16 protein-coding genes are annotated in these 18,789 nt (G+C 66.4%); 1 reads left to right on the forward strand and 15 read right to left on the reverse strand.

The genetic code is table 11. The annotated features are described in order from the left end of the window. Window positions 1-62: 62 nt before the first annotated feature. Window positions 63-1,007 carry a M23 family metallopeptidase gene (locus QRM60_RS13365; RefSeq protein WP_285446373.1) on the reverse strand — a complete coding sequence of 315 codons (945 nt, stop codon included), beginning with the start codon at window positions 1,005-1,007 and terminating at the stop codon, window positions 63-65. Between QRM60_RS13365 and QRM60_RS13370 the strand changes: the two genes are divergently transcribed. Next, entirely contained in the window at window positions 1,008-1,460 is a 453-nt protein-coding gene (locus QRM60_RS13370) for a DUF721 domain-containing protein (RefSeq protein WP_080870087.1), read from the forward strand. It begins immediately after the preceding gene. A gap of 183 nt (window positions 1,461-1,643) precedes the next feature. Here QRM60_RS13370 and lpxC read toward each other — a convergent pair whose 3' ends face one another. The 14 genes from lpxC to rsmH form a co-directional block, all read right to left on the reverse strand. Then, window positions 1,644-2,555: a UDP-3-O-acyl-N-acetylglucosamine deacetylase gene (gene lpxC / locus QRM60_RS13375; protein WP_014506674.1), complete on the reverse strand. Its 912-nt coding sequence runs from the start codon at window positions 2,553-2,555 to the stop codon at window positions 1,644-1,646. Window positions 2,556-2,781: 226 nt separating this feature from the next. Beyond that, complete coding sequence (gene ftsZ / locus QRM60_RS13380) at window positions 2,782-4,011, reverse strand: cell division protein FtsZ (protein ID WP_042596891.1); 1,230 nt, start codon at window positions 4,009-4,011, stop codon at window positions 2,782-2,784. A 293-nt stretch (window positions 4,012-4,304) separates the two neighbouring features. Next, window positions 4,305-5,540: a cell division protein FtsA gene (gene ftsA / locus QRM60_RS13385; RefSeq protein ID WP_003485272.1), complete on the reverse strand. Its 1,236-nt coding sequence runs from the start codon at window positions 5,538-5,540 to the stop codon at window positions 4,305-4,307. Further along, on the reverse strand, window positions 5,537-6,373 hold the full coding sequence (locus QRM60_RS13390) for a cell division protein FtsQ/DivIB (RefSeq protein ID WP_285446374.1): 837 nt from the start codon (window positions 6,371-6,373) through the stop codon (window positions 5,537-5,539). Before QRM60_RS13390 ends, ftsA begins: the two co-directional genes overlap by 4 nt. 112 nt (window positions 6,374-6,485) lie before the next feature. Beyond that, window positions 6,486-7,442 (reverse strand): D-alanine--D-alanine ligase, encoded by a 957-nt coding sequence (locus QRM60_RS13395; RefSeq protein ID WP_285446375.1) that lies wholly within the window; start codon window positions 7,440-7,442, stop codon window positions 6,486-6,488. After that, the gene (murC, locus tag QRM60_RS13400) at window positions 7,439-8,872 is read right to left on the reverse strand and encodes a UDP-N-acetylmuramate--L-alanine ligase (protein WP_011035963.1); all 1,434 of its coding nucleotides are present in this window, start codon (window positions 8,870-8,872) and stop codon (window positions 7,439-7,441) included. The genes QRM60_RS13395 and murC overlap by 4 nt, the downstream gene beginning before the upstream one ends. After that, a complete protein-coding gene (gene murG, locus QRM60_RS13405) occupies window positions 8,869-10,152 on the reverse strand; it encodes an undecaprenyldiphospho-muramoylpentapeptide beta-N-acetylglucosaminyltransferase (protein ID WP_285446376.1) in 1,284 nt (427 codons plus the stop codon). Before murG ends, murC begins: the two co-directional genes overlap by 4 nt. After that, entirely contained in the window at window positions 10,149-11,513 is a 1,365-nt protein-coding gene (ftsW, locus tag QRM60_RS13410) for a putative lipid II flippase FtsW (protein ID WP_042596900.1), read from the reverse strand. The genes murG and ftsW overlap by 4 nt, the downstream gene beginning before the upstream one ends. Beyond that, window positions 11,513-12,598 (reverse strand): phospho-N-acetylmuramoyl-pentapeptide-transferase, encoded by a 1,086-nt coding sequence (gene mraY, locus QRM60_RS13415; protein WP_011035960.1) that lies wholly within the window; start codon window positions 12,596-12,598, stop codon window positions 11,513-11,515. The genes ftsW and mraY overlap by 1 nt, the downstream gene beginning before the upstream one ends. Further along, a complete protein-coding gene (gene murF, locus QRM60_RS13420; RefSeq protein WP_285446377.1) occupies window positions 12,588-14,072 on the reverse strand; it encodes a UDP-N-acetylmuramoyl-tripeptide--D-alanyl-D-alanine ligase in 1,485 nt (494 codons plus the stop codon). Before murF ends, mraY begins: the two co-directional genes overlap by 11 nt. Continuing rightward, window positions 14,069-15,544, reverse strand: coding sequence for a UDP-N-acetylmuramoyl-L-alanyl-D-glutamate--2,6-diaminopimelate ligase (locus QRM60_RS13425; protein ID WP_193589138.1), 1,476 nt, complete (start codon window positions 15,542-15,544; stop codon window positions 14,069-14,071). The genes murF and QRM60_RS13425 overlap by 4 nt, the downstream gene beginning before the upstream one ends. Before the next feature lie 8 nt (window positions 15,545-15,552). Beyond that, the gene (locus QRM60_RS13430) at window positions 15,553-17,415 is read right to left on the reverse strand and encodes a penicillin-binding protein 2 (RefSeq protein WP_042597405.1); all 1,863 of its coding nucleotides are present in this window, start codon (window positions 17,413-17,415) and stop codon (window positions 15,553-15,555) included. 55 nt (window positions 17,416-17,470) lie between these two features. Next, on the reverse strand, window positions 17,471-17,734 hold the full coding sequence (gene ftsL / locus QRM60_RS13435) for a cell division protein FtsL (RefSeq protein WP_011035956.1): 264 nt from the start codon (window positions 17,732-17,734) through the stop codon (window positions 17,471-17,473). Then, entirely contained in the window at window positions 17,731-18,789 is a 1,059-nt protein-coding gene (gene rsmH / locus QRM60_RS13440) for a 16S rRNA (cytosine(1402)-N(4))-methyltransferase RsmH (protein WP_161962578.1), read from the reverse strand. The genes ftsL and rsmH overlap by 4 nt, the downstream gene beginning before the upstream one ends.

Genomic DNA, 18,789 nt, shown 5'->3' on the forward strand with positions numbered 1-18,789 from the left:
GGCAACACCCTATTGTAGCTTGGGGCGGGGCTTCACGAATCAAGCACCGCCCGCTGCCGCCATCAGCCGCGCCCGCGGCGTCCCACCGGGGTGTTGGTATCGCCCAGGAACTTGCGCGGATTGACCACGCGGCCGTCGGCCCAGACCTCGAAGTGCACGTGCGCACCGGTCGAACGGCCGCTGGATCCGGCCTTGGCCACCTGCTGGCCGGCACGGACCAGATCGCCCACCTTCACCACCAGGCGCGAGTTGTGCGCGTAGCGGGTGACGTAGCCATTGCCGTGATCCACTTCCACCACGTTGCCGTAGCCACCGCGCACGCCGGCATAGCTGACCACGCCATCGGCCACCGACATCACCGGGTCGCCCACATTGGCGTGGAAGTCCACACCCTTGTGGAAGGCGGAGCCACCGTCGAACGGATCGGCGCGGCCACCGAAGCCGGAGGTGATGTAGGTGTTGCGCATCGGCATCCGCGACGGCACGGAATTCTGCTCCAGCTGATGATCGAACATCAGCGAAGCAAGCACGTTCAATTGCTGGCCGGAGGCGGAAAACTGCTGCTCCAGCTGTCCCAGATCTTGCTTGAGCGACTGCACCGGCATGTCGTTGACCGGCTCATCGCCGCCACCGACGCCGACCGGCTCGTCGAAGTCGAACTCGCCGTCCTTCAACTTGCCCATCTGGGTCAGGCGCTCGCCCAAGGCGTTGAGCCGGGTGGCTTGCGCCTGCAACTCGCCCAGGCGTGCCGCCAGGGCGTTGACCTGGGCCTGCGAGGCGCGCTGCGCCTGCGCAAGCTCGGTCTGCTGCTGCGCGACCTTGGCCTGCAGCGCGGAATTGGTCACCATGCCGGTGGCGGTGCTTGCACCGACGCCGATCAGCATGCCCAGGCCCAGTACCGCACCCAGCACCACCATCGGTCGATCCGCGGCAAAGCCCTGGAACTGTCGGGCCAACCGCTGGGCCCGGGTCTCGCGAGATTTGATTACGACTTTCTTTAACGCCATATGAGTGTCATGTCCAAGCCCAAGTCCAACGCACGCAGCCCATCCGTTCCGCAGCAGGCCGTCGAGGCCCTGCTCGGGGAAAAGGCTGGCGACCCTCTGCGCCGAGCGTTGTGGCTCGACGCGCTGGATCGGCAGTTGCGCCCCCTGTTACCGCCTCATCTCGCCACCCGTTGCCGGCTGGCCAATGTCCGAGGCGAACAGCTCGTTTTTTTGGTTGATTCGCCGGTCTGGCATGCCAAGGTGCGGCTTGCCGAAACCCAATTGCTCGATGCCGCCCGATCCATCGGACTGAAGGTCACCGCAGTGACCGTCAAGACGGCCTCTGCGCCGCTGCATTCCCCAACACAGCAACACCGCGACCGCCCACACACGCCGGTATCCGAGGCCACGCGTAACGGCTTGCGTGACGCACTTGCGTCCTTGCGCGACGTGCCACCGACCAACAAAAAGTGATGTCCATGCCGCTGCAAGCGGCTGCCGGTGCGTGAAGAAATTGCGAAGTACCGCACACGACCCGACGCATCCTAGCGGTCATGGACGCCGCAGGAGTTAGGGAAAGCTTAAATAAACGTTAAGAATGGGCCGGAAATCGGACGCAGTTCACACTTCGCGGCCGTACCAGGGAAATCCCTGACATCAGGCATAGACGGGGCTGGCGTAGGTCACCGGCGGCTGTTCGGTGCCTTCCGGGAAGCTGACCCATTCCCAGGCGGCCTGGTCCGCCAGCAGCGCACGCACCAGCTTGTTGTTGAGCGCGTGGCCGGATTTGAAGCCTTCGTAGGCACCCAGGATCGCGCCGCCGGCCAGGTACAGGTCGCCGATGGCGTCGAGGATCTTGTGGCGGACGAATTCGTTGGTGTAGCGCAGGCCGTCCTCGTTGAGCACACGGAACTCGTCCAGCACGATGGCGTTGTCCATCGACCCGCCCAGGCCCAGGTTGCGCTCGCGCATGTACTCCAGGTCGCGCATGAACCCGAACGTGCGGGCGCGCGAGATTTCCTTGACGTAGGCCGAGGTGGAGAACTCGATTTCCTGGCGCGACTGTTTGGCCGGGATCATCGGGTGATTGAATTCGATGGTGAAACCGAGCTTGTAGCCCTCGTACGGCTCGAAGCGCGCGATCTTGTCGCCTTCGCGCACTTCCACCGGCTGCTTGATGCGGATGAAGCGCTTGGCCTTGTTCTGCTCGACGATGCCAGCCGACTGCAGCAGGAACACGAACGGGCCGGAGGAGCCATCCATGATCGGCAATTCGGCCGAGGACAGCTCCACGATCACGTTGTCCACACCCAGGCCGGCCAGTGCCGACATCAGGTGCTCCACGGTCTGGATCTTGGCGCCGTTGCAGGTCAGCCCCGTGCACAGCGTAGTCTCGGTGACCAGCTCGGCATCGGCAGGAACTTCGACCACTGGCTCCAGATCGACGCGACGGAACACGATGCCGTGATCGACCGGTGCGGGGCGCAGGGTCATATAGACCTTGTCGCCGCTATGCAGGCCGACGCCGGTGGCACGGATGGTGTTCTTGAGAGTGCGTTGCTGGGTCATGGGCGAAGTCTGTATGAGCAATGCAGACAGACGCTGAACCGGCTGTCTAATCGGGGGAGATTAGCCGAATCTTAACAAATCACGCGTGACGGAGACTGTAACGCACCAGTCACGCCCCTGCAAAAGCTGCCGGGTCGGCACCGACCCGGCAGAAAAGGACATGACAGGCGCCCCGACGGGTGCCGGGGCATTGCCGCTGCGCCGAACCGCGCGCAGCGTGAGGCGGTCAGTCGGCCTGGCGGCGCAGGAACGCCGGGATATCCAGGTAGTCGTTCGGCAGATCTGCGGCGGCCGGGGTGGACGCGCCAGCGTTGCTGCTGCCGACCGAGTCGCTGCTCGGACGACGCAGGCCCAGGCCCATGCTGCCGCCGACGGCCTTGGACACCGCGTCACCGCCGGTCTCGAAGTCACCAAATTCCGGCTGGCCGGTGGTGGCATTGCGCACCAGCTTGATCGGCGCGCGCTGGTCCGGGCGCTGGGTCTGCCGCGCAACGGCACGATTGAGGCCCGTGGCCACCACGGTGACGCGCACTTCGTCCTGCATGTCGGGGTCGAGCACGGTGCCGACGACCACGGTCGCATCTTCGGAGGCGAACGCTTCGATGGTGCGACCGATCTCGTCGAACTCGGCCATGGTGAAATCCGGGCCGGCGGTGATGTTGACCAGGATGCCGTTGGCACCGGCCAGGTTGACGTCGTCCAGCAGCGGGTTCTGGATGGCGGCTTCGGCCGCGGCCTGCGCGCGGTCATCGCCACGTGCCGAACCGGTGCCCATCATGGCCAGGCCCATTTCCGACATCACGGTGCGCACGTCGGCGAAGTCGACGTTGATCAGGCCCGGACGCACGATCAGATCGGCGATGCCCTGCACGGCGCCCTGCAGCACGTCGTTGGCGGCGCGGAAGGCCTGGATCATGGTGGCGTTGCGGCCGAGCACGGTGATCAGCTTTTCATTGGGAATGGTGATCAGTGAGTCGCAATGCTGGCTCAGTTCCTCGATGCCCTTCAGCGCGACCTGCATGCGGCGGCGGCCTTCAAACGGAAACGGCTTGGTAACCACGGCGACGGTCAGGATGCCCATCTCCTTGGCCAGCTGCGCGACCACCGGGGCGGCGCCGGTACCGGTACCGCCACCCATGCCGGCGGTGATGAACACCATGTCTGCGCCCTGCAGCGCATCCATGATGCGCTCGCGGTCTTCCAGCGCGGCCTGACGGCCGACTTCCGGATTCGCGCCTGCGCCCAGGCCCTTGGTGACGTTGGTGCCCAACTGCAGCTGCAACTTGGCGCCGCAGTTCTTGATCGCCTGGGAGTCGGTGTTGGCGGTGATGAATTCCACGCCATCGACGTTGGTGTTCACCATGTGCGCAACCGCGTTGCCACCGCCGCCGCCGACGCCGACGACCTTGATCACCGCGTTGGGAGCCATCTTTTCGATCAGTTCAAAATGTGCCATGTCAGTGTCCTCTTGAGCCGGGATTGGGGAATGGGGAGTCGGGATTCGCAAAAGCGTTGGTCCCTGCCCACTCCGCACCACGGCGAGTGTTGTTGTTTGAAAGTCGGGATTCGTGTGCGGGGGGCCATAGATCCGCTACTGCGCTCTACGACTCACCTCACCTATTCCTCGACGCAATGCCTGCAAAAAAGTTTACCGCCTACCCGCTCGCCGCTCTCTACTTAATCTTGCTGCCACTCTGTTTTTCTTTCGCTCTTACCAATCCCAAATCCCGAATTCCCAATCCCTGCCACTCAGAATTCGCCGCGATACCAGTTCTTCAATTTCTTGAACAAGCTGCCGGCGCGACCGGTCGGGATCGACGGTCGGCGCGGGTGTTCGATCTGGCTGCCCATCAGCAACAGGCCCACGCCGGAGGCGTGTACCGGGTTGCCCACCACTTCGCCCAGGCCGGTGACGTGTTGGGGAATACCCACGCGCACCGGCATCTGCAGCATTTCTTCGGCCAGCTCCACCACACCTTCCATCTTCGAGGCGCCGCCGGTGAGCACCATGCCGGCGCGCACCATTTCTTCGAAGCCCGAGCGGCGCAGTTCGGCCTGCACCATCTCGAAAATTTCTTCGTACCGGCCCTGCACCGCCTGCGCGAGTGCGTGCCGCGGCATACGACGCGGCGGGCGATCGCCCACCGAAGGCACCTGGATGCTTTCTTCGGCGGTGGCCAGCTGCGCCAGCGCGCAGGCGTAGCGCACCTTGATCTGCTCGGCTTCCGGCGTCGGCGTACGCAGCATGTGCGCGATGTCGTTGGTAACGTGGTCGCCGGCGATCGGCAGCGACGCGGTGTGGCAGATCGCGCCCTGCACGTACACGGCCAGGTCGGTGGTGCCGGCGCCGATATCCACCAGCACCACGCCCAGTTCGCGCTCGTCGGCGGTCAGCACCGCGACCGAGGACGCCAGCGAGGACAGCACCAGATCGTCCACCTGCAAGCCGCACTTCTGCACGCACTTGGTTATGTTGGCCGCGGCCGACTGTGCGCACACCACCAGGTGCGCGTGCACCTCCAGGCGCACGCCGGTCATGCCGACCGGGTTACGGATGCCTTCCTGCGAATCGTCCAGCACATACTCGCGCGGAATTGCATGCAGGATGCGTTGATCGGCAGGAATGGCCACGGCCTTGGCGGCGTCGAGCACGCGCTCCAGATCGCTCCAGGTTACCTCGCCATCGCGGATCGGCACGATCCCGGGCGAGTTCTTGCACTGCACGTGGTTACCGGAGATCGAAGCGTACACCGAGCGGATTTCGCAGCCGGCCATCAGCTCGGCTTCTTCGACCGCGCGCTGGATCGACTGCACGGTGGATTCGATATCCACCACCACGCCGCGCTTGAGGCCGCGCGACTCGTGCGAACCGATGCCGATCACTTCGATCGGATTGCCGGGCGAGTACTCGCCGACCAGCGCGACCACCTTGGAGGTGCCGATATCCAGTCCAACGATGAGGGATTTGTCGCCTTTGCGGTTCATGTCTTAAAGCCGGGAATAGCGAATGGGGAATGGGGAATGGTAAAGAGCGGTGTACGGAGGCGCAGAGAATTAAGGACCAGCGCATGCGGCGCAGCAGGCGGAAACGGCTTTGGCTTTTTATCCATTCCCGATTCCCCATTCTCCATTTGCCGTTCGACCGTAAAGCCGTTGGTGTAACGCAGGTCGGCGCGCGCGATCGGACGTTGTGGATCAGTCAGCTGCGGCAGTACCCGCGCGAACCGCTGCAGGCGTGCACGTGCATCATCGCGGCCGATCACGATCTGCACGCCGTTGCTCAAGCCCAGCGACCAACTGCCGCGCGCATCCATTTCCAGACGCTCCACATCCAGTCCGGTCGGGGCGAACAGCGCGCGCGATTCGTTGTAGAGCGCCACTACGTCCTGCGTCTTGGCATCCGGGCCACCGAGCTGCGGCAACTTGAAATCCTTCAGCAACGGCGGTGTGCGAAACAGCCGGCCCTGCTCGGACAACATGCGATCGGTGCCCCAGCGGGCGAACGGCTTGTGTTCGACCACATGCACTTCCAGCACATCCGGCCAACGCTTGCGCACCTGCGCACTTTCCACCCACGGCAAGCGCGCGATGGCGTCCTGCGCGTCCTGCAGCTTCACCGCGAAGAATCCCGAGCGCGCATACGGCAACACCACCGCACGCAACTCCTCGGCCGGCACCCGCTTGAAATCGCCGGAAACACGCAAGCGCGCCAACGGCCACCGCTCGGCACCCACCCAGCCATTGAGCACGGCCACCACCGGCAATGCGACCAGCGCCACCGCGATCAACCAGGCCAGGATGCGCAGAGTGGCGTTCATGGGCGCGCTCCGTGCGCGGGAATGGGGAATCGGGAATAGGGAATCGTCAACAACAGCGCACTGGCTGTTGTCGCTTTTGCGATTCCCAATTCCCGATTCCCCATTCCCCGCTTCACAGCGTCTGCTCCAACACGCGCCAGACCAGCGCTTCGAAGTCGATGCCGAGTTGGCGGGCGGCCTTGGGCACCAGCGAGTGGCTGGTCATGCCCGGGGCTGTGTTCACTTCCAGCAGGTACAGCTGGCCGGTGCTGCCATCGCGCATCACGTCCACGCGACCCCAGCCGCTGCAGCCGGCGGCGCGGAACGCATCCAGGGCGAGCTGGCCGATCTGTGCTTCTGCGTCGCCATCAAGTCCCGGGCACAGGTACTGCGTGTCTTCGGCGATGTACTTGGCGTTGTAGTCGTACCACTGGCCCTTGGGCACGATGCGGATCGACGGCAGCGCCACATCGCCGAGCACGGCGACAGTGAGCTCGTCGCCTTCGATCAGTTGTTCCATCAGCAGCGCGCCGTCGTAGCGTGCGGCAAGCGTCACGGCCTCTTCGAGCTGCGCCTGGTCGAACACGCGGCTGACGCCGACGCTGGAGCCTTCGTTGGCCGGCTTCACGATCACTGGCAAGCCGATCTGCTCGGCAGCGGCGTGGATCTGCTGCGCGCTGGCGCCGGCGGCAAGCCGTGCGTAGCGCGGCGTGGACAGGCCCAGCGACAGCCAGACCTGCTTGGTACGGATCTTGTCCATGCTCAGCGCCGAACCGAGCACGTTCGAGCCGGTGTACGGCACGCTGAAGGCCTCCATCAACCCCTGCACGATGCCGTCTTCGCCGCCGCCGTTGTGGCCGTGCAGCACGTTGAAGACGCGGTCGAAGCGCTGCGCGACCAATGCCTGCGCCAATGCCGGAATGCCGTCGACCGGCTGTGCATCGACGCCGCGCGCGCGCAGGGCGTCGAGCACATTGCTGCCGGAATTAAGCGAAACCTCGCGCTCCGAGGATGTGCCGCCGAGCAGCACTGCAACCCGGCCGAACATGGCCGGGTCACTGATGCGCGAGGGGGCGATCTGTGCACTCATGCCGGCGCTCCGACAAAGCCATCGGTGACGATCTGCTGGGCGACATAACCGATGTCGCCAGCGCCCATCATCAGCAGCAGGTCACCGTCCTGCAGAACGTCGGGCAGCACCTCGGACAGACCTGCGACCTGGCCGACCACCACCGGTTCGCTACGGCCACGTGCACGGATGGCACGCGCCAGGGCGCGGGAATCGGCGCCGGGAATCGGCGCTTCGCCGGCCGGGTAGACCTCGCTCAATACCAGGGCGTCGACGGTACTGAGGACTGCGGCGAACGCGTCGAACTGATCGCGGGTGCGGCTGTAACGGTGCGGCTGGAAGGCCACCACCAGGCGCTTGTCCGGCCAGCCGCCACGGGCCGCGGCGAAGACTGCTTCGAGTTCGCGCGGGTGGTGGCCGTAATCGTCGACCACGCGCACGCGCGCGCCGCTGGCGGTGGTGACTTCGCCCAGATCGTTGAAGCGACGGCCGATACCGGCAAAGTTTTCCAGCGCGCGCGCGATGGTGTCCGGCGCCACGCCTAGCTGCCAGCCGATGGCCGCAGCAGCCAGTGCGTTGAGCACGTTGTGACGGCCCGGCAGCGCCAGCGTCACCGGCGTGGTGGTGCCTTCGGGCAGGCGCAGTGTGAAGCGCATGCGCGGACCGTCCTGCACCACGTCTTCGGCGCGCACGTCGGCGTTTTCGCTCATGCCGTAGCTCATCACATGGCGCGGCGTCTTGCCGGCCAGCGCTGCCACTTCCGGGTCATCGATGCACAGCAAGGCCAGGCCGTAGAACGGCAGGCGCTGCAGGAATTCGGCAAACGCCGCCTGCACGCGGGCAAAGTCGTTGCCGTAGTTTTCCAGGTGATCGGCATCGATGTTGGTGATCACCGCCATCAGCGGATTCAGGCGCAGGAAACTGCCATCACTTTCATCGGCTTCGGCCACCAACCACTGACCACCGCCGAGCTTGGCGTTGGCACCGGCGGCCAGCAGCTGGCCACCGATCACAAAGGTGGGATCGAGGCCACCTTCGCTCAGCACGGCCGCGGCCAGGCTGGTGGTGGTGGTCTTGCCATGCGTGCCAGCCACCGCGATCCCGCGACGGAAGCGCATCAATTCGGCCAGCATCGCCGCACGCGGCATGATCGGAATGCGCTGGCTGCGCGCTTCCATCAGTTCGGGGTTGTCTTCGCGGATCGCGCTGGACACCACCACGCAATCGGTTCCCAGCACGTTGGCCGCCGAATGGCCGCGCATCACGCGCGCACCCAGCTTGGCCAGGCGCCGCGTGGCCGCGTTGTCGGCATTGTCCGAGCCGGAGACTTCATAGCCCAGGGTCAGCATCACCTCGGCAATGCCGCTCATGCCGGTGCCGCCGATACCCACGAAGTGCACACGCGGGAACGCGCGCACCAGATCGCCACTGTCCTGCAGACGGCGGATCACTGGGCACCTCCTGCGGAGGTGCGAATCGGGAATCGAGAATCGGGAATCGGATGAAGCGAAGCGCTGGCTGCGTCGAGCGCCTGATCGGTGCGCTTGTTTTGGTGAATCACGGTGTGTTCCTGAAGTTGTTCTGCGCTCTGGCCATTCCCCATTCCCGATTTACCATTCCCGGCCTCTTGCAGAATGATGTCGGCGATGCGTTCGGCGGCGTCGGGTTTGGCCAGGGTGCGGGCGGCCTGCGCCATGGCGAGGCGGCGGGCGGGGTCGGCGAGCAGGGTCTGCAGCACCTGCTGCAGGCGCACTGCCAGGGTGTCGTCCTGCTTGAGCAGCACGGCGGCCTCGGCACTGACCAGGTATTCGGCATTGCGGGTCTGGTGGTCGTCCACGGCCGCGGCGAACGGCACCAGCACGCTGCCGACACCGGCCGCGCAGATTTCGGCCAGCGTGCTGGCACCGGCGCGGCACACCACCAAATCGGCCCAGGCGTAGGCCGCGGCCATGTCGGCGATGAAGGGTTCCACGCTGGCGTTCACCGCTGCCTGCGCATAGGCGGCTTCGGCTTCGGCGCGCAGTTTTTCGCCGCACTGGTGGCGCACTTCAACGGCGGGGTGGCCGAGCGCAGCCAGTGCGGCCGGCACGGCATTATTGAGTGCGCGGGCGCCCTGGCTGCCGCCGAGCACCAGTACCCGCACCGGGCCACCACGGCCGACCAGGCGCGTGGCCGGTGCCGGCAGTGCGACGATTTCCTCGCGTACCGGGTTGCCCACGGCTTCTTCGCCAGCGAAGCTGCCCGGAAACCCGGTGAGCACGCGGCGCGCAAAACGCGACAGCACCTTGTTGGTCATGCCCGGCGCGCGGTTCTGCTCGTGCACCAGCAGCGGCACGCCCAGCAGACGCGCTGCCAGGCCGCCCGGGCCGGCGGCAAATCCACCGAAGCTGATCACCGCGCGCGGCTGGCGCTTGCGCAGCACGAAGCCGGCGACGCGTACTGCACGCATCACCCGCACCGGTGCACCGAGCAGTTTTACGATGCCCTTGCCGCGCAGGCCACTGATGGCCAGCGTGTCGATCTGGATTGCGTGCTGCGGCACCAGGCGCGTTTCCATGGCGCCGTCGGCGCCCAGCCAGGTCACCGGCACGCCGCGCGCGCGCAGCACCTTGGCCACGGCCAGGCCCGGAAAAATATGCCCGCCGGTGCCACCGGCCAGGATCATCACCGGTCGCACCGATGCCGCGGCATGTGCAGCCTGCTGCACCGGATTCGCATGCTCAACGCTCACGCGATCCTCCCGAACGTGGGTTCGACGCGTGGCTGCATGCGGCTGGTCCCGCGCAGCACGGCAGATGCCGGCGCGACGGAGGCCGGCATGACCGGTGCAGGTGCGGCAGCCGCGGTTTCGCGCTGCGGCTTGCGCACCGGTGCAGGCGCCGGCGCTGGCTCGGCAGACGGCTCGGCCGGTGCCATCGGAGCAGGCGCGGCACCGTGCGGCGACAACTTGCTGCGCAGGCGCTCGGCACGGTCCATTTCATAAGACACGCGCAGCAGCAGGCCCATCGCCACGCAGGTCATCAGCACCGACGAACCGCCCGAGGAGATCAGCGGCAAGGTCAGGCCCTTGGTCGGCAGGATGCCCAGATTCACGCCAACCGAGACGAAGCTCTGCAGGCTGATCCACAGACCGATACCGAAGGCGATGTAACCAGAGAAGTGGCGCTTCATTTCCACACAGCGCATGCCCAGCCAGAACGCGCGACCGACCAGCAGCGCGTATAGCGCCACCACGCTGCACACGCCGACGAAGCCGAGTTCTTCGGCGATCACCGAAAAGATGAAGTCGGTATGCGCTTCGGGCAGGTAGTTGAGCTTCTGCACCGAGGCGCCCAGACCCACGCCGGTCCACTGGCCGCGGCCCACCGCCATCAAGGCATTGGACAACTGATAGCCGGAGCCAAGCTGGTCGGCCCACGGATCCAGGAACGAGGTGATGCGGCGCAGGCGGTACGGCTCCAGGATCGCGATGAACGCAAATACCGGCAGGCCGAACACGATCGGCATCGACATCCGCGGCAGGTTCACCCCGCCCAGCACCAGCATGCCGGCGGTGATCGCCAGCAGCAGCGTGGAGGAGCCGAAGTCCGGCTGCATCAGCAACAGGCCAACCAACGCGATCGCCACGCCCAGCGGCTTGAGCATCGCCGGCCAGGTCGCGTTGACCTCGTCGCGGAAACGCACCAGGTAGCTGGACAGCCACACGATGTAGAGCACCTTGACCGCTTCGACGGTCTGGAATTTCGACACGCCCAGGTTGATCCAGCGCTTGGCGCCGTTGACGCTGCTGCCCAGGCCCGGCACGAACACCACCATCAGCAGGCCGAAGCACGCCAGCAGCAACACCTGGTTGTACTGCTCGATGGTCTTGAGCTCGGTGCGCATCGCCCAGAACGCCAGGCCCACCCCGATGCCCAGGAACAGCAGATGGCGGGTCAGGTAATAGAACGGGTTCTCCGACAACTCGATCGAGCTGGAGGCCACCATCACCACGCCCAGCGATGCCAGCGTGGCAGCCGCGCCGAGCAGCCACGGGTCGTAGCGGCCGCCGATGGCGTCCAGTCGCGTGGCCTGGCGGGACATGTCGTTCATCAGCGCACCTTCAACGTGGCAAGGCCGATCAGCACCAGCACCACCGAGATGATCCAGAAGCGCACGATCACGCGCGGCTCCGGCCAGCCCTTGAGTTCGAAGTGGTGATGGATGGGCGCCATGCGGAACACGCGCTTGCCGGTCAGCTTGAAGCTGGCGACCTGGATCATTACCGACAGCGTTTCGATGACGAACACGCCGCCCATGATCACCAGCACCAGTTCCTGACGCACGATCACCGCCACGGTGCCGAGCACCGCGCCCAGCGACAGCGCGCCGATGTCGCCCATGAACACCATCGCCGGATAGGTGTTGAACCACAGAAAGCCCAAGCCTGCCCCGGCAATCGCTGAACAGATGATGATCAGCTCACCGGCGCCGGGAATCAGCGGGATCTTGAGGTATTCGGCGAACACCACGTTGCCCGAGGCATAGGCGAAGACGCCCAGCGCGCAGGCGACCAGCACGGTCGGCATGATCGCCAGGCCGTCCAGGCCATCGGTCAGGTTGACCGCGTTGGAGAAGCCGACGATCCAGAAATAGGCGATCACCACGAAGCTCACGCCGGCCAGCGGCAACGCGATGGCCTTGAACATCGGGATGTAGAAGGTGATCGCGGCCGGCACGTCGGCCGTGTAGTACAGGAACAGGCCCGCGGCCAGGCCGAAGATCGACTGCAGCAGATACTTCCAGCGCGACTTCAAGCCGTTCGGGTCGCGCCGCACGATCTTGATCCAGTCGTCGTACCAGCCGATCGCACCGAAGCAGATCATCACCGCCAGCACCAGCCACACATAGCGGTTGCGCAGATCGCCCCACAGCAACACCGACAAGGTGACCGTGAGCAGGATCAGCGAGCCACCCATGGTCGGCGTGCCGGCCTTGGAAAAATGCGTCTGCGGGCCGTCCTGGCGAATCGGCTGGCCGCCCTTGAACTGCGCCAGCTTGCGGATTACCGCCGGGCCCATCCACAACGACAGGAATAGCGCGGTCAGCGCTGCCAGGATGCCGCGGAAGGTCAAATAGTTGAATAGCCCGAACAGGCTCTCCAGTTGCTGTAGCCAACGGGCCAGCTCAAGCAGCATGGGAGGCATCCTCCGACGGTGCGAGCAACGCGGCGACGATGCGGTCCATGGCGCTGCCACGCGAGCCCTTCACCAGCAGCGTGGGCGGCGTGACGGAGGCAGCGGCCTGCGCCACTGCACCGGTGTGTTCGTGCATCAAAGAAGAGTCCTGCGTTTGAGTCTGCGAAGCAGCGGCTGCCAGGTCCGCCTGCAAGGCCGCGGCCAGCGCGGCATGGGTAGCGAACACGCGGCCGCCGTCGCCGAACGCCTGCGCGGCGGCGGCGCTGAGCTCGCCCAGTGCATACAGGCGCGCGAGCTTGGCGTTGCGCGCACGGCGACCGGCCGCGGCATGCAATGCCTGCGCTTCGGGGCCGAGTTCGCGCATGTCACCCAGCACCAGCCAGCCCTCGCCCGGTGCGGCGGCCAGTGCATCGATGGCCGCATCCAGCGAACCGGGATTGGCGTTGTAGCTGTCGTCGATCAGCACCGCGCCGGTCGCCAACGTGTGTGCAATCTGGCGCCCGGCCACCTGCGTGGCCTGGGCCAGACCGGCAGCAATGATCGGCAGCGCAATGCCAGCGCCCAGCGCCAGGCCGGTAGCGGCCAGCGCATTGAGCACGTTGTGGCGGCCCGGCAGCGGCAGCACCACCGGCGCTTCGCCCTGCGGGGTCACCAGCACGAACTGCGCGCCGGCGGCATGCAGGCGCAGCTGACGCGCGGTGATTTCAGCACTTGCGTGCAGGCCGTAGCGCAGCACACGGCGGCCCTGCAGCGGTTGCGCCAGCAGCTGTTGTTCGAACCAGGCGCCGAAGGCGTCGTCGGCATTGATCACAGCCACACCATCGGCCGGCAGCGCGGTGTAGATGGCGCCCTTAGTCTGCGCCACCCCGAGCAGGCTGCCCATGCGCTCCAGATGTGCCGGCGCGATGTTGTTGACCAGGGCCACGTCAGGGCGCGCGATGTCGGTGAGATAGGCGATGTCGCGGGGCTTGCCTGCGCCCATTTCGTAGACCGCCAGATCGGCATCGTCCGGCGCGGCGATCACCGCCAGCGGCAGGCCGATCTCGTTATTGCGATTGCCCGGGTTGGCGTAGGCGGTGATGCCGTCGACACGGCCGGCTTCGGCCAGAATCGTCAGCAGCAATGCCTTGACGCTGGTCTTGCCGTTGGAGCCTGTCAGCGCAATCACGCGCGTGGCGCGGTCGCGCTGCATGCCGGCGGCGATGCGCGCCAGGGCGAGTTCGGTATTGGCGACCACCACCTGCGGCACGTGCAGTGCCGGCAGCAGGCGCTCCACCAGCAGGCCGCTGGCGCCGCGCGCCACCGCATCGGCGGCAAAGTCGTGGCCGTCGAAACGCTCGCCGCGCAGCGCCACATACAGGCTGCCGCTGGCCAGCGCACGGGTGTCGTTGCCAACGGCGTCGATCATGGCGTCGTCGCCATGCAATTCGCCGCCAGCAAAATGGGCTATCAGCGACAGCGGCGTGAGTTTCATACGCGCACCCCCAGCCCGGTGCGCGGCAGCAATGCCTGCGCAGCCACTGCTGCATCGTCGAAGGCATGCCGCACGCCGGCCACTTCCTGATACGGCTCATGGCCCTTGCCGGCGATCAGCACGATGTCGTCCGCGCCTGCCATGCTGATGGCCTGGTGGATGGCGGCAGCACGGTCGCGCTGCACGATCGCCGCATCCGGACGCGCAAACCCGCGCAGGATGTCGGCAACGATCACATCGCCATCTTCGCCGCGCGGGTTGTCGTCGGTAACGATCGCCACATCGGCGGTGACCTCGGCAATGGCGGCCATCTGCGGGCGCTTGCCGGTGTCGCGTTCGCCGCCGCAGCCGAACACGCAGATCAACCGATTCTGCGCATGCGAACGCAGGCTGGTGAGCGCCTGTTCCAATGCGTCGGGTGTGTGTGCGTAGTCCACCACCACCAGCGGCGCACCATGCGCGCCACCCAGGCGATTCATGCGGCCGTGGATCGGCTGCAAGCGGCCCAGCACCTCGGCGATCTGCGCCGGTGCGATGTCGAGCGCGTGCAGCGCGCCGGCCACGGCCAGCAGGTTATCCACATTGAAACGGCCCAGCAGCGGCGAGCGCACCGGGTGCGCCGCTTCGCCGATGTGCAACGCAAACTGGATCCCGTGGTGATCGAGCTGCAAATCCTGCGCCCGCACCGTGGCACCGGCCTGCGCACGCGAGCTCACGCCGATGGCGCGCAGTGCCGGATCCAGCGCCGCAAACAACGTGCGGCCGAAGGCGTCGTCCAGGTTCACGACCGCCGCGCGCAACCCGGCGCGTGCGAACAGCTTGGCCTTGGCCGCACCGTACTGCGCCATGTCGCCGTGATAATCGAGATGGTCGCGGGTAAGATTGGTGAACACCGCCACGTCGAACTGCACCGCATCCACGCGGCCCTGATCGAGTGCATGCGAACTGACTTCCATCGCCACCGCCTGCGCGCCGGCATCGCGCAGTTGCGCGAGCTCGGCGTGGGTCTGCAACACCAGCGGCGTGGTGAACCCGGTCGGCACCGCAGCGCCGTACAGGCCCACGCCCAGCGTGCCAATGGTGCCGGTGGGGGTGCCGAGCAACGTCAGCGCCTGCGCCAGCAGCTGCACCGTGGAGGTTTTGCCGTTGGTGCCGGTGACACCAATCATGCGCATCGCCTGCGACGGCGCACCGTGGAAGTGTTCGGCCAGCACGCCCAGGCGCGCGCGCAACCCCGGCACGGCGATCGCGTCGGCAGGCACTGGCAGGTCGGCCGGCGCCGGCGGTTCGAACAGGATGGCGGATGCACCGCTGGCCAGCGCCTGTGCGGCAAATCCCAGCCCATGCGCACCGAAGCCGGCGATGGCCACGAAGGCATCGCCCGGGCGCACGGCACGGCTGTCCATCACCAGGCCTGATACCTGCACATCGCGTACAAGTGCCACGTCCGGCAGCAGCTGCGACAGTGCCATGGCGCGGCTCACTGGCGGCTCTCCTGCAACGGCGCCGGCTGCGCGGGCGTGGCGCCCGGTGCCAGTGCGGTCGGGATGCCGGCGGACACTTCGTCCACCGGGTCCGGCACCAACGCCGGGTCCAGATCGGCCGGCTGCGGCTTGACCACCGGCTGGCCGGTCTTGCCGGCCGCCTGCGCGGCCAGCCACGACTGGATGTCGTCCGGCGGCACGTCCATCAGCCGCAGCGCGCCTTCCATCACCCGGTGGAACACCGGCGCAGACACCAGGCCGCCGTAATACACCTTGCCCTGCGGATCGTTGATCACGATGACCGTGGCAAAGCGCGGCCGGGTGGCCGGCACCAGGCCGGCGAACAGCGCGTTGTAGTGCCCGCGCTCGTAGCCGCCAGCGCCGTTCTTGCGCGCGGTACCGGTCTTGCCGGCCACGTGATACCCCAGGATCGCAGCGCCCTTGGCGCCGCCCTGGGTGACCACGGTTTCCATCATGTCGATGACCTGGCGCGCCACTTCCGGCGTCACCACCTGGCGTGTTTCGTTGTGCTGGCCGCGCACGAAGGTGGGCGGGGTCAGCTTGCCGCCATTGCCCAACGTCGCGTACGCCTGCGCGATCTGCAGCGGCGTCACCGACAGGCCGTAACCGTAGGACATGGTGGTCTTGGACGGGCCACTCCACTTCTGCGGCTGCAGCACCATACCGGACGATTCGCCCGGGAATCCGCTATGCGGCGCGCTGCCGTAACCGAAGTTGCGGATCGACTGGTAGAACGTCTGGTCCGGCACCTTGGCCGCGATCTTCGCCGCGCCGATGTTGGAACTGCGGGTGATCACGCCGGTGACGTTGAGCACGCCGTTGTTGCGCGGCACGTCGCGGATGGTGAAGCGCCCCACGGCCATGTAGCCGGGGTTGGTATCGATGATGGTGTCCTTGGTCACCACGCCGGCAGTCAGCGCGGTGGCCACGGTCAACGGCTTCATCGTCGAGCCCGGCTCCACCAGGTCGGTGACCGCGCGGTTGCGGCGCGCCGACGGGTTGATGCCGGTGACCGAATTCGGGTTGTAGGTGGGCAGATTGACCATGGCCAGCACTTCGCCGGTGGCCACGTCCATCACCACCATCGAGCCGCCAGCGGCCTTGTTTTCGACCAGCGCGTTGCGCAGCTCCTTGTAGGCCAGGAACTGGATGCGACGGTCGATGCTCAGGGTCAAGTCTTTGCCCGGCTGCGCCGGACGCACCAGGTCCACGCTCTCGACGATGGCGCCGCGGGCATCGCGCACCACCTTCTTGGAGCCCGGCTTGCCGCGCAGCCATTCGTCGAAGGCCAGCTCCAGGCCTTCCTGGCCGCGGTCGTCGATATTGGTGAAGCCCAGCACGTGGGCCATCGCCTCGCCTTGCGGATAGAAGCGACGGAACTCGCGCTGCGAGAACACGCCCGGGATCTTCAGATCCACGATCGCATGCGCCTTGTCCGGGTTGATCCGGCGCTTGAGGTACATGAATTCCTTGCCGGCCTTCTGCGCCAGCTTGGCGTTCAACTCGTCCAGCGGCTGCCCGAGCGCAGTGGCCAGCTCCGGGATGCGGTCCGGGTTACGCAGCAATTCCTGCGGATTGACCCAGATCGATTCCACCGGCGTGGACACCGCCAGCGGCTCGCCGTTGCGGTCGGTGATCATGCCCCGCGAGGTGGCGATGGGCAGCTCGCGCAGATAGCGCGCTTCGCCCTGGCGCTGGTAGAAATCGCGATTGACCAGCTGCACGTAGGCCGCGCGGCCGATCAGCGTCACCGAGCACAGACCCAGCGCCACGCCGACCAAGGTCAGGCGGCCGCGCAGGTTGAAATTGCTGCGGGGGCGGTTGCGGCCGGCTTTCATGGCGCACATCCCTGTGCGCGGCTTGCCAGTGCAAAACGGCTGTCGTGCCAGCTTGTCATGGGCGGATCACCACGATGTCGCTGGTCTCCGGGAACTTCATCCCGATGCGCTCGCGCGAGACCTGATCCACGCGATTGCTTTCCGCCCACGTGGCCTGCTCCAGCTGCAGCCGGCCGAATTCGATATTCAATTCATCGCGGCTGTGTTCGAGCTTGGACAACTGCACGAACAACTTGCGATGCATGTGACGCATGTACACCACACCGATCGCCGAGGCGATGCTGCAGGCGAGCAGCACGATGAGCAGCAGGCGGCTCATGGGGCGTCTCCATTCGGAGACGCCGGGAATCGGGAATCGAGAGTGGGGAATCGGGAAGCAGCGGCGCCGTGGCCTTTGCCCATTCCCGATTCCCGATTCTCCATTCCCAGCTTCTCAGCCACCCGCAGCACCGCGCTGCGGGCGCGCGGGTTGACGGCCAGTTCGCTGTCGTCGGCCTTGATCGCGCCGCTGACCAGTTGCAGGGTCGGCACGAACGGCTGCGCTTCGGGCAGGCGGCGGTTGCTCGGCGGGGCCTTGGCGTAGCGGGCCATGAACTGCTTGACGATGCGGTCTTCCAGCGAATGGAAGCTGATCACCGCCAGGCGGCCACCCGGCTTGAGCGCGCCCAGGGCAGCGTCCAGCCCGGCTTCCAGGTCGGCCAGCTCGCGATTGATATGGATGCGGATCGCCTGAAAGCTGCGCGTGGCCGGATGGGTCTTGCTATCGCCGCGCGGCATCACCGAGGCAATCAGGTCGGCCAGCTGTGCTGTGCGCAGCAACGGCTGTTCGCCACGGCGCGCCACGATCGCCCGCGCGATGCGCCGGCTCTGGCGTTCTTCGCCGTAGGTCCACAACACATCGGCAATCTCGCGGTCGGTTGCCTGCGTTAGCCAGTCGGCGGCGCTCTGCCCGCTATCGGGGTCCATGCGCATGTCCAGCGGGCCGTCCTTGCCGAAACTGAAACCGCGCCCAGCCACGTCCAGCTGCGGCGAAGACACGCCCAGGTCCAGCAGGATGCCGTCGACGGTTGCCGCGGCGACCACCTGGCCGAGCCAGGCGAAACTGCCGCGATGGATGGACACGCGCGCATCGCCACCGAACGTCTGTTCGGCCACGGCAATCGCTTCGGGGTCCTTGTCCATCACCAGCAGTCGACCTCCCGGGCCAAGGTGTTCCAGCACGCCGCGTGCGTGTCCGCCACGCCCGAACGTGCCATCGAGATAGGTTCCGTTTTCGGTCACCTGCAGGCCTTCGAGAACCTGGGTGTACAGCACCGGCACGTGGGCCGCCGGCGGCTGCGACACCGGGTGACCGGGCTGCGCTTCACCGCGCAT

Source organism: Xanthomonas sp. fls2-241-TYG-148 (genome assembly GCF_030208815.1).
Lineage (GTDB): Bacteria > Pseudomonadota > Gammaproteobacteria > Xanthomonadales > Xanthomonadaceae > Xanthomonas > Xanthomonas campestris.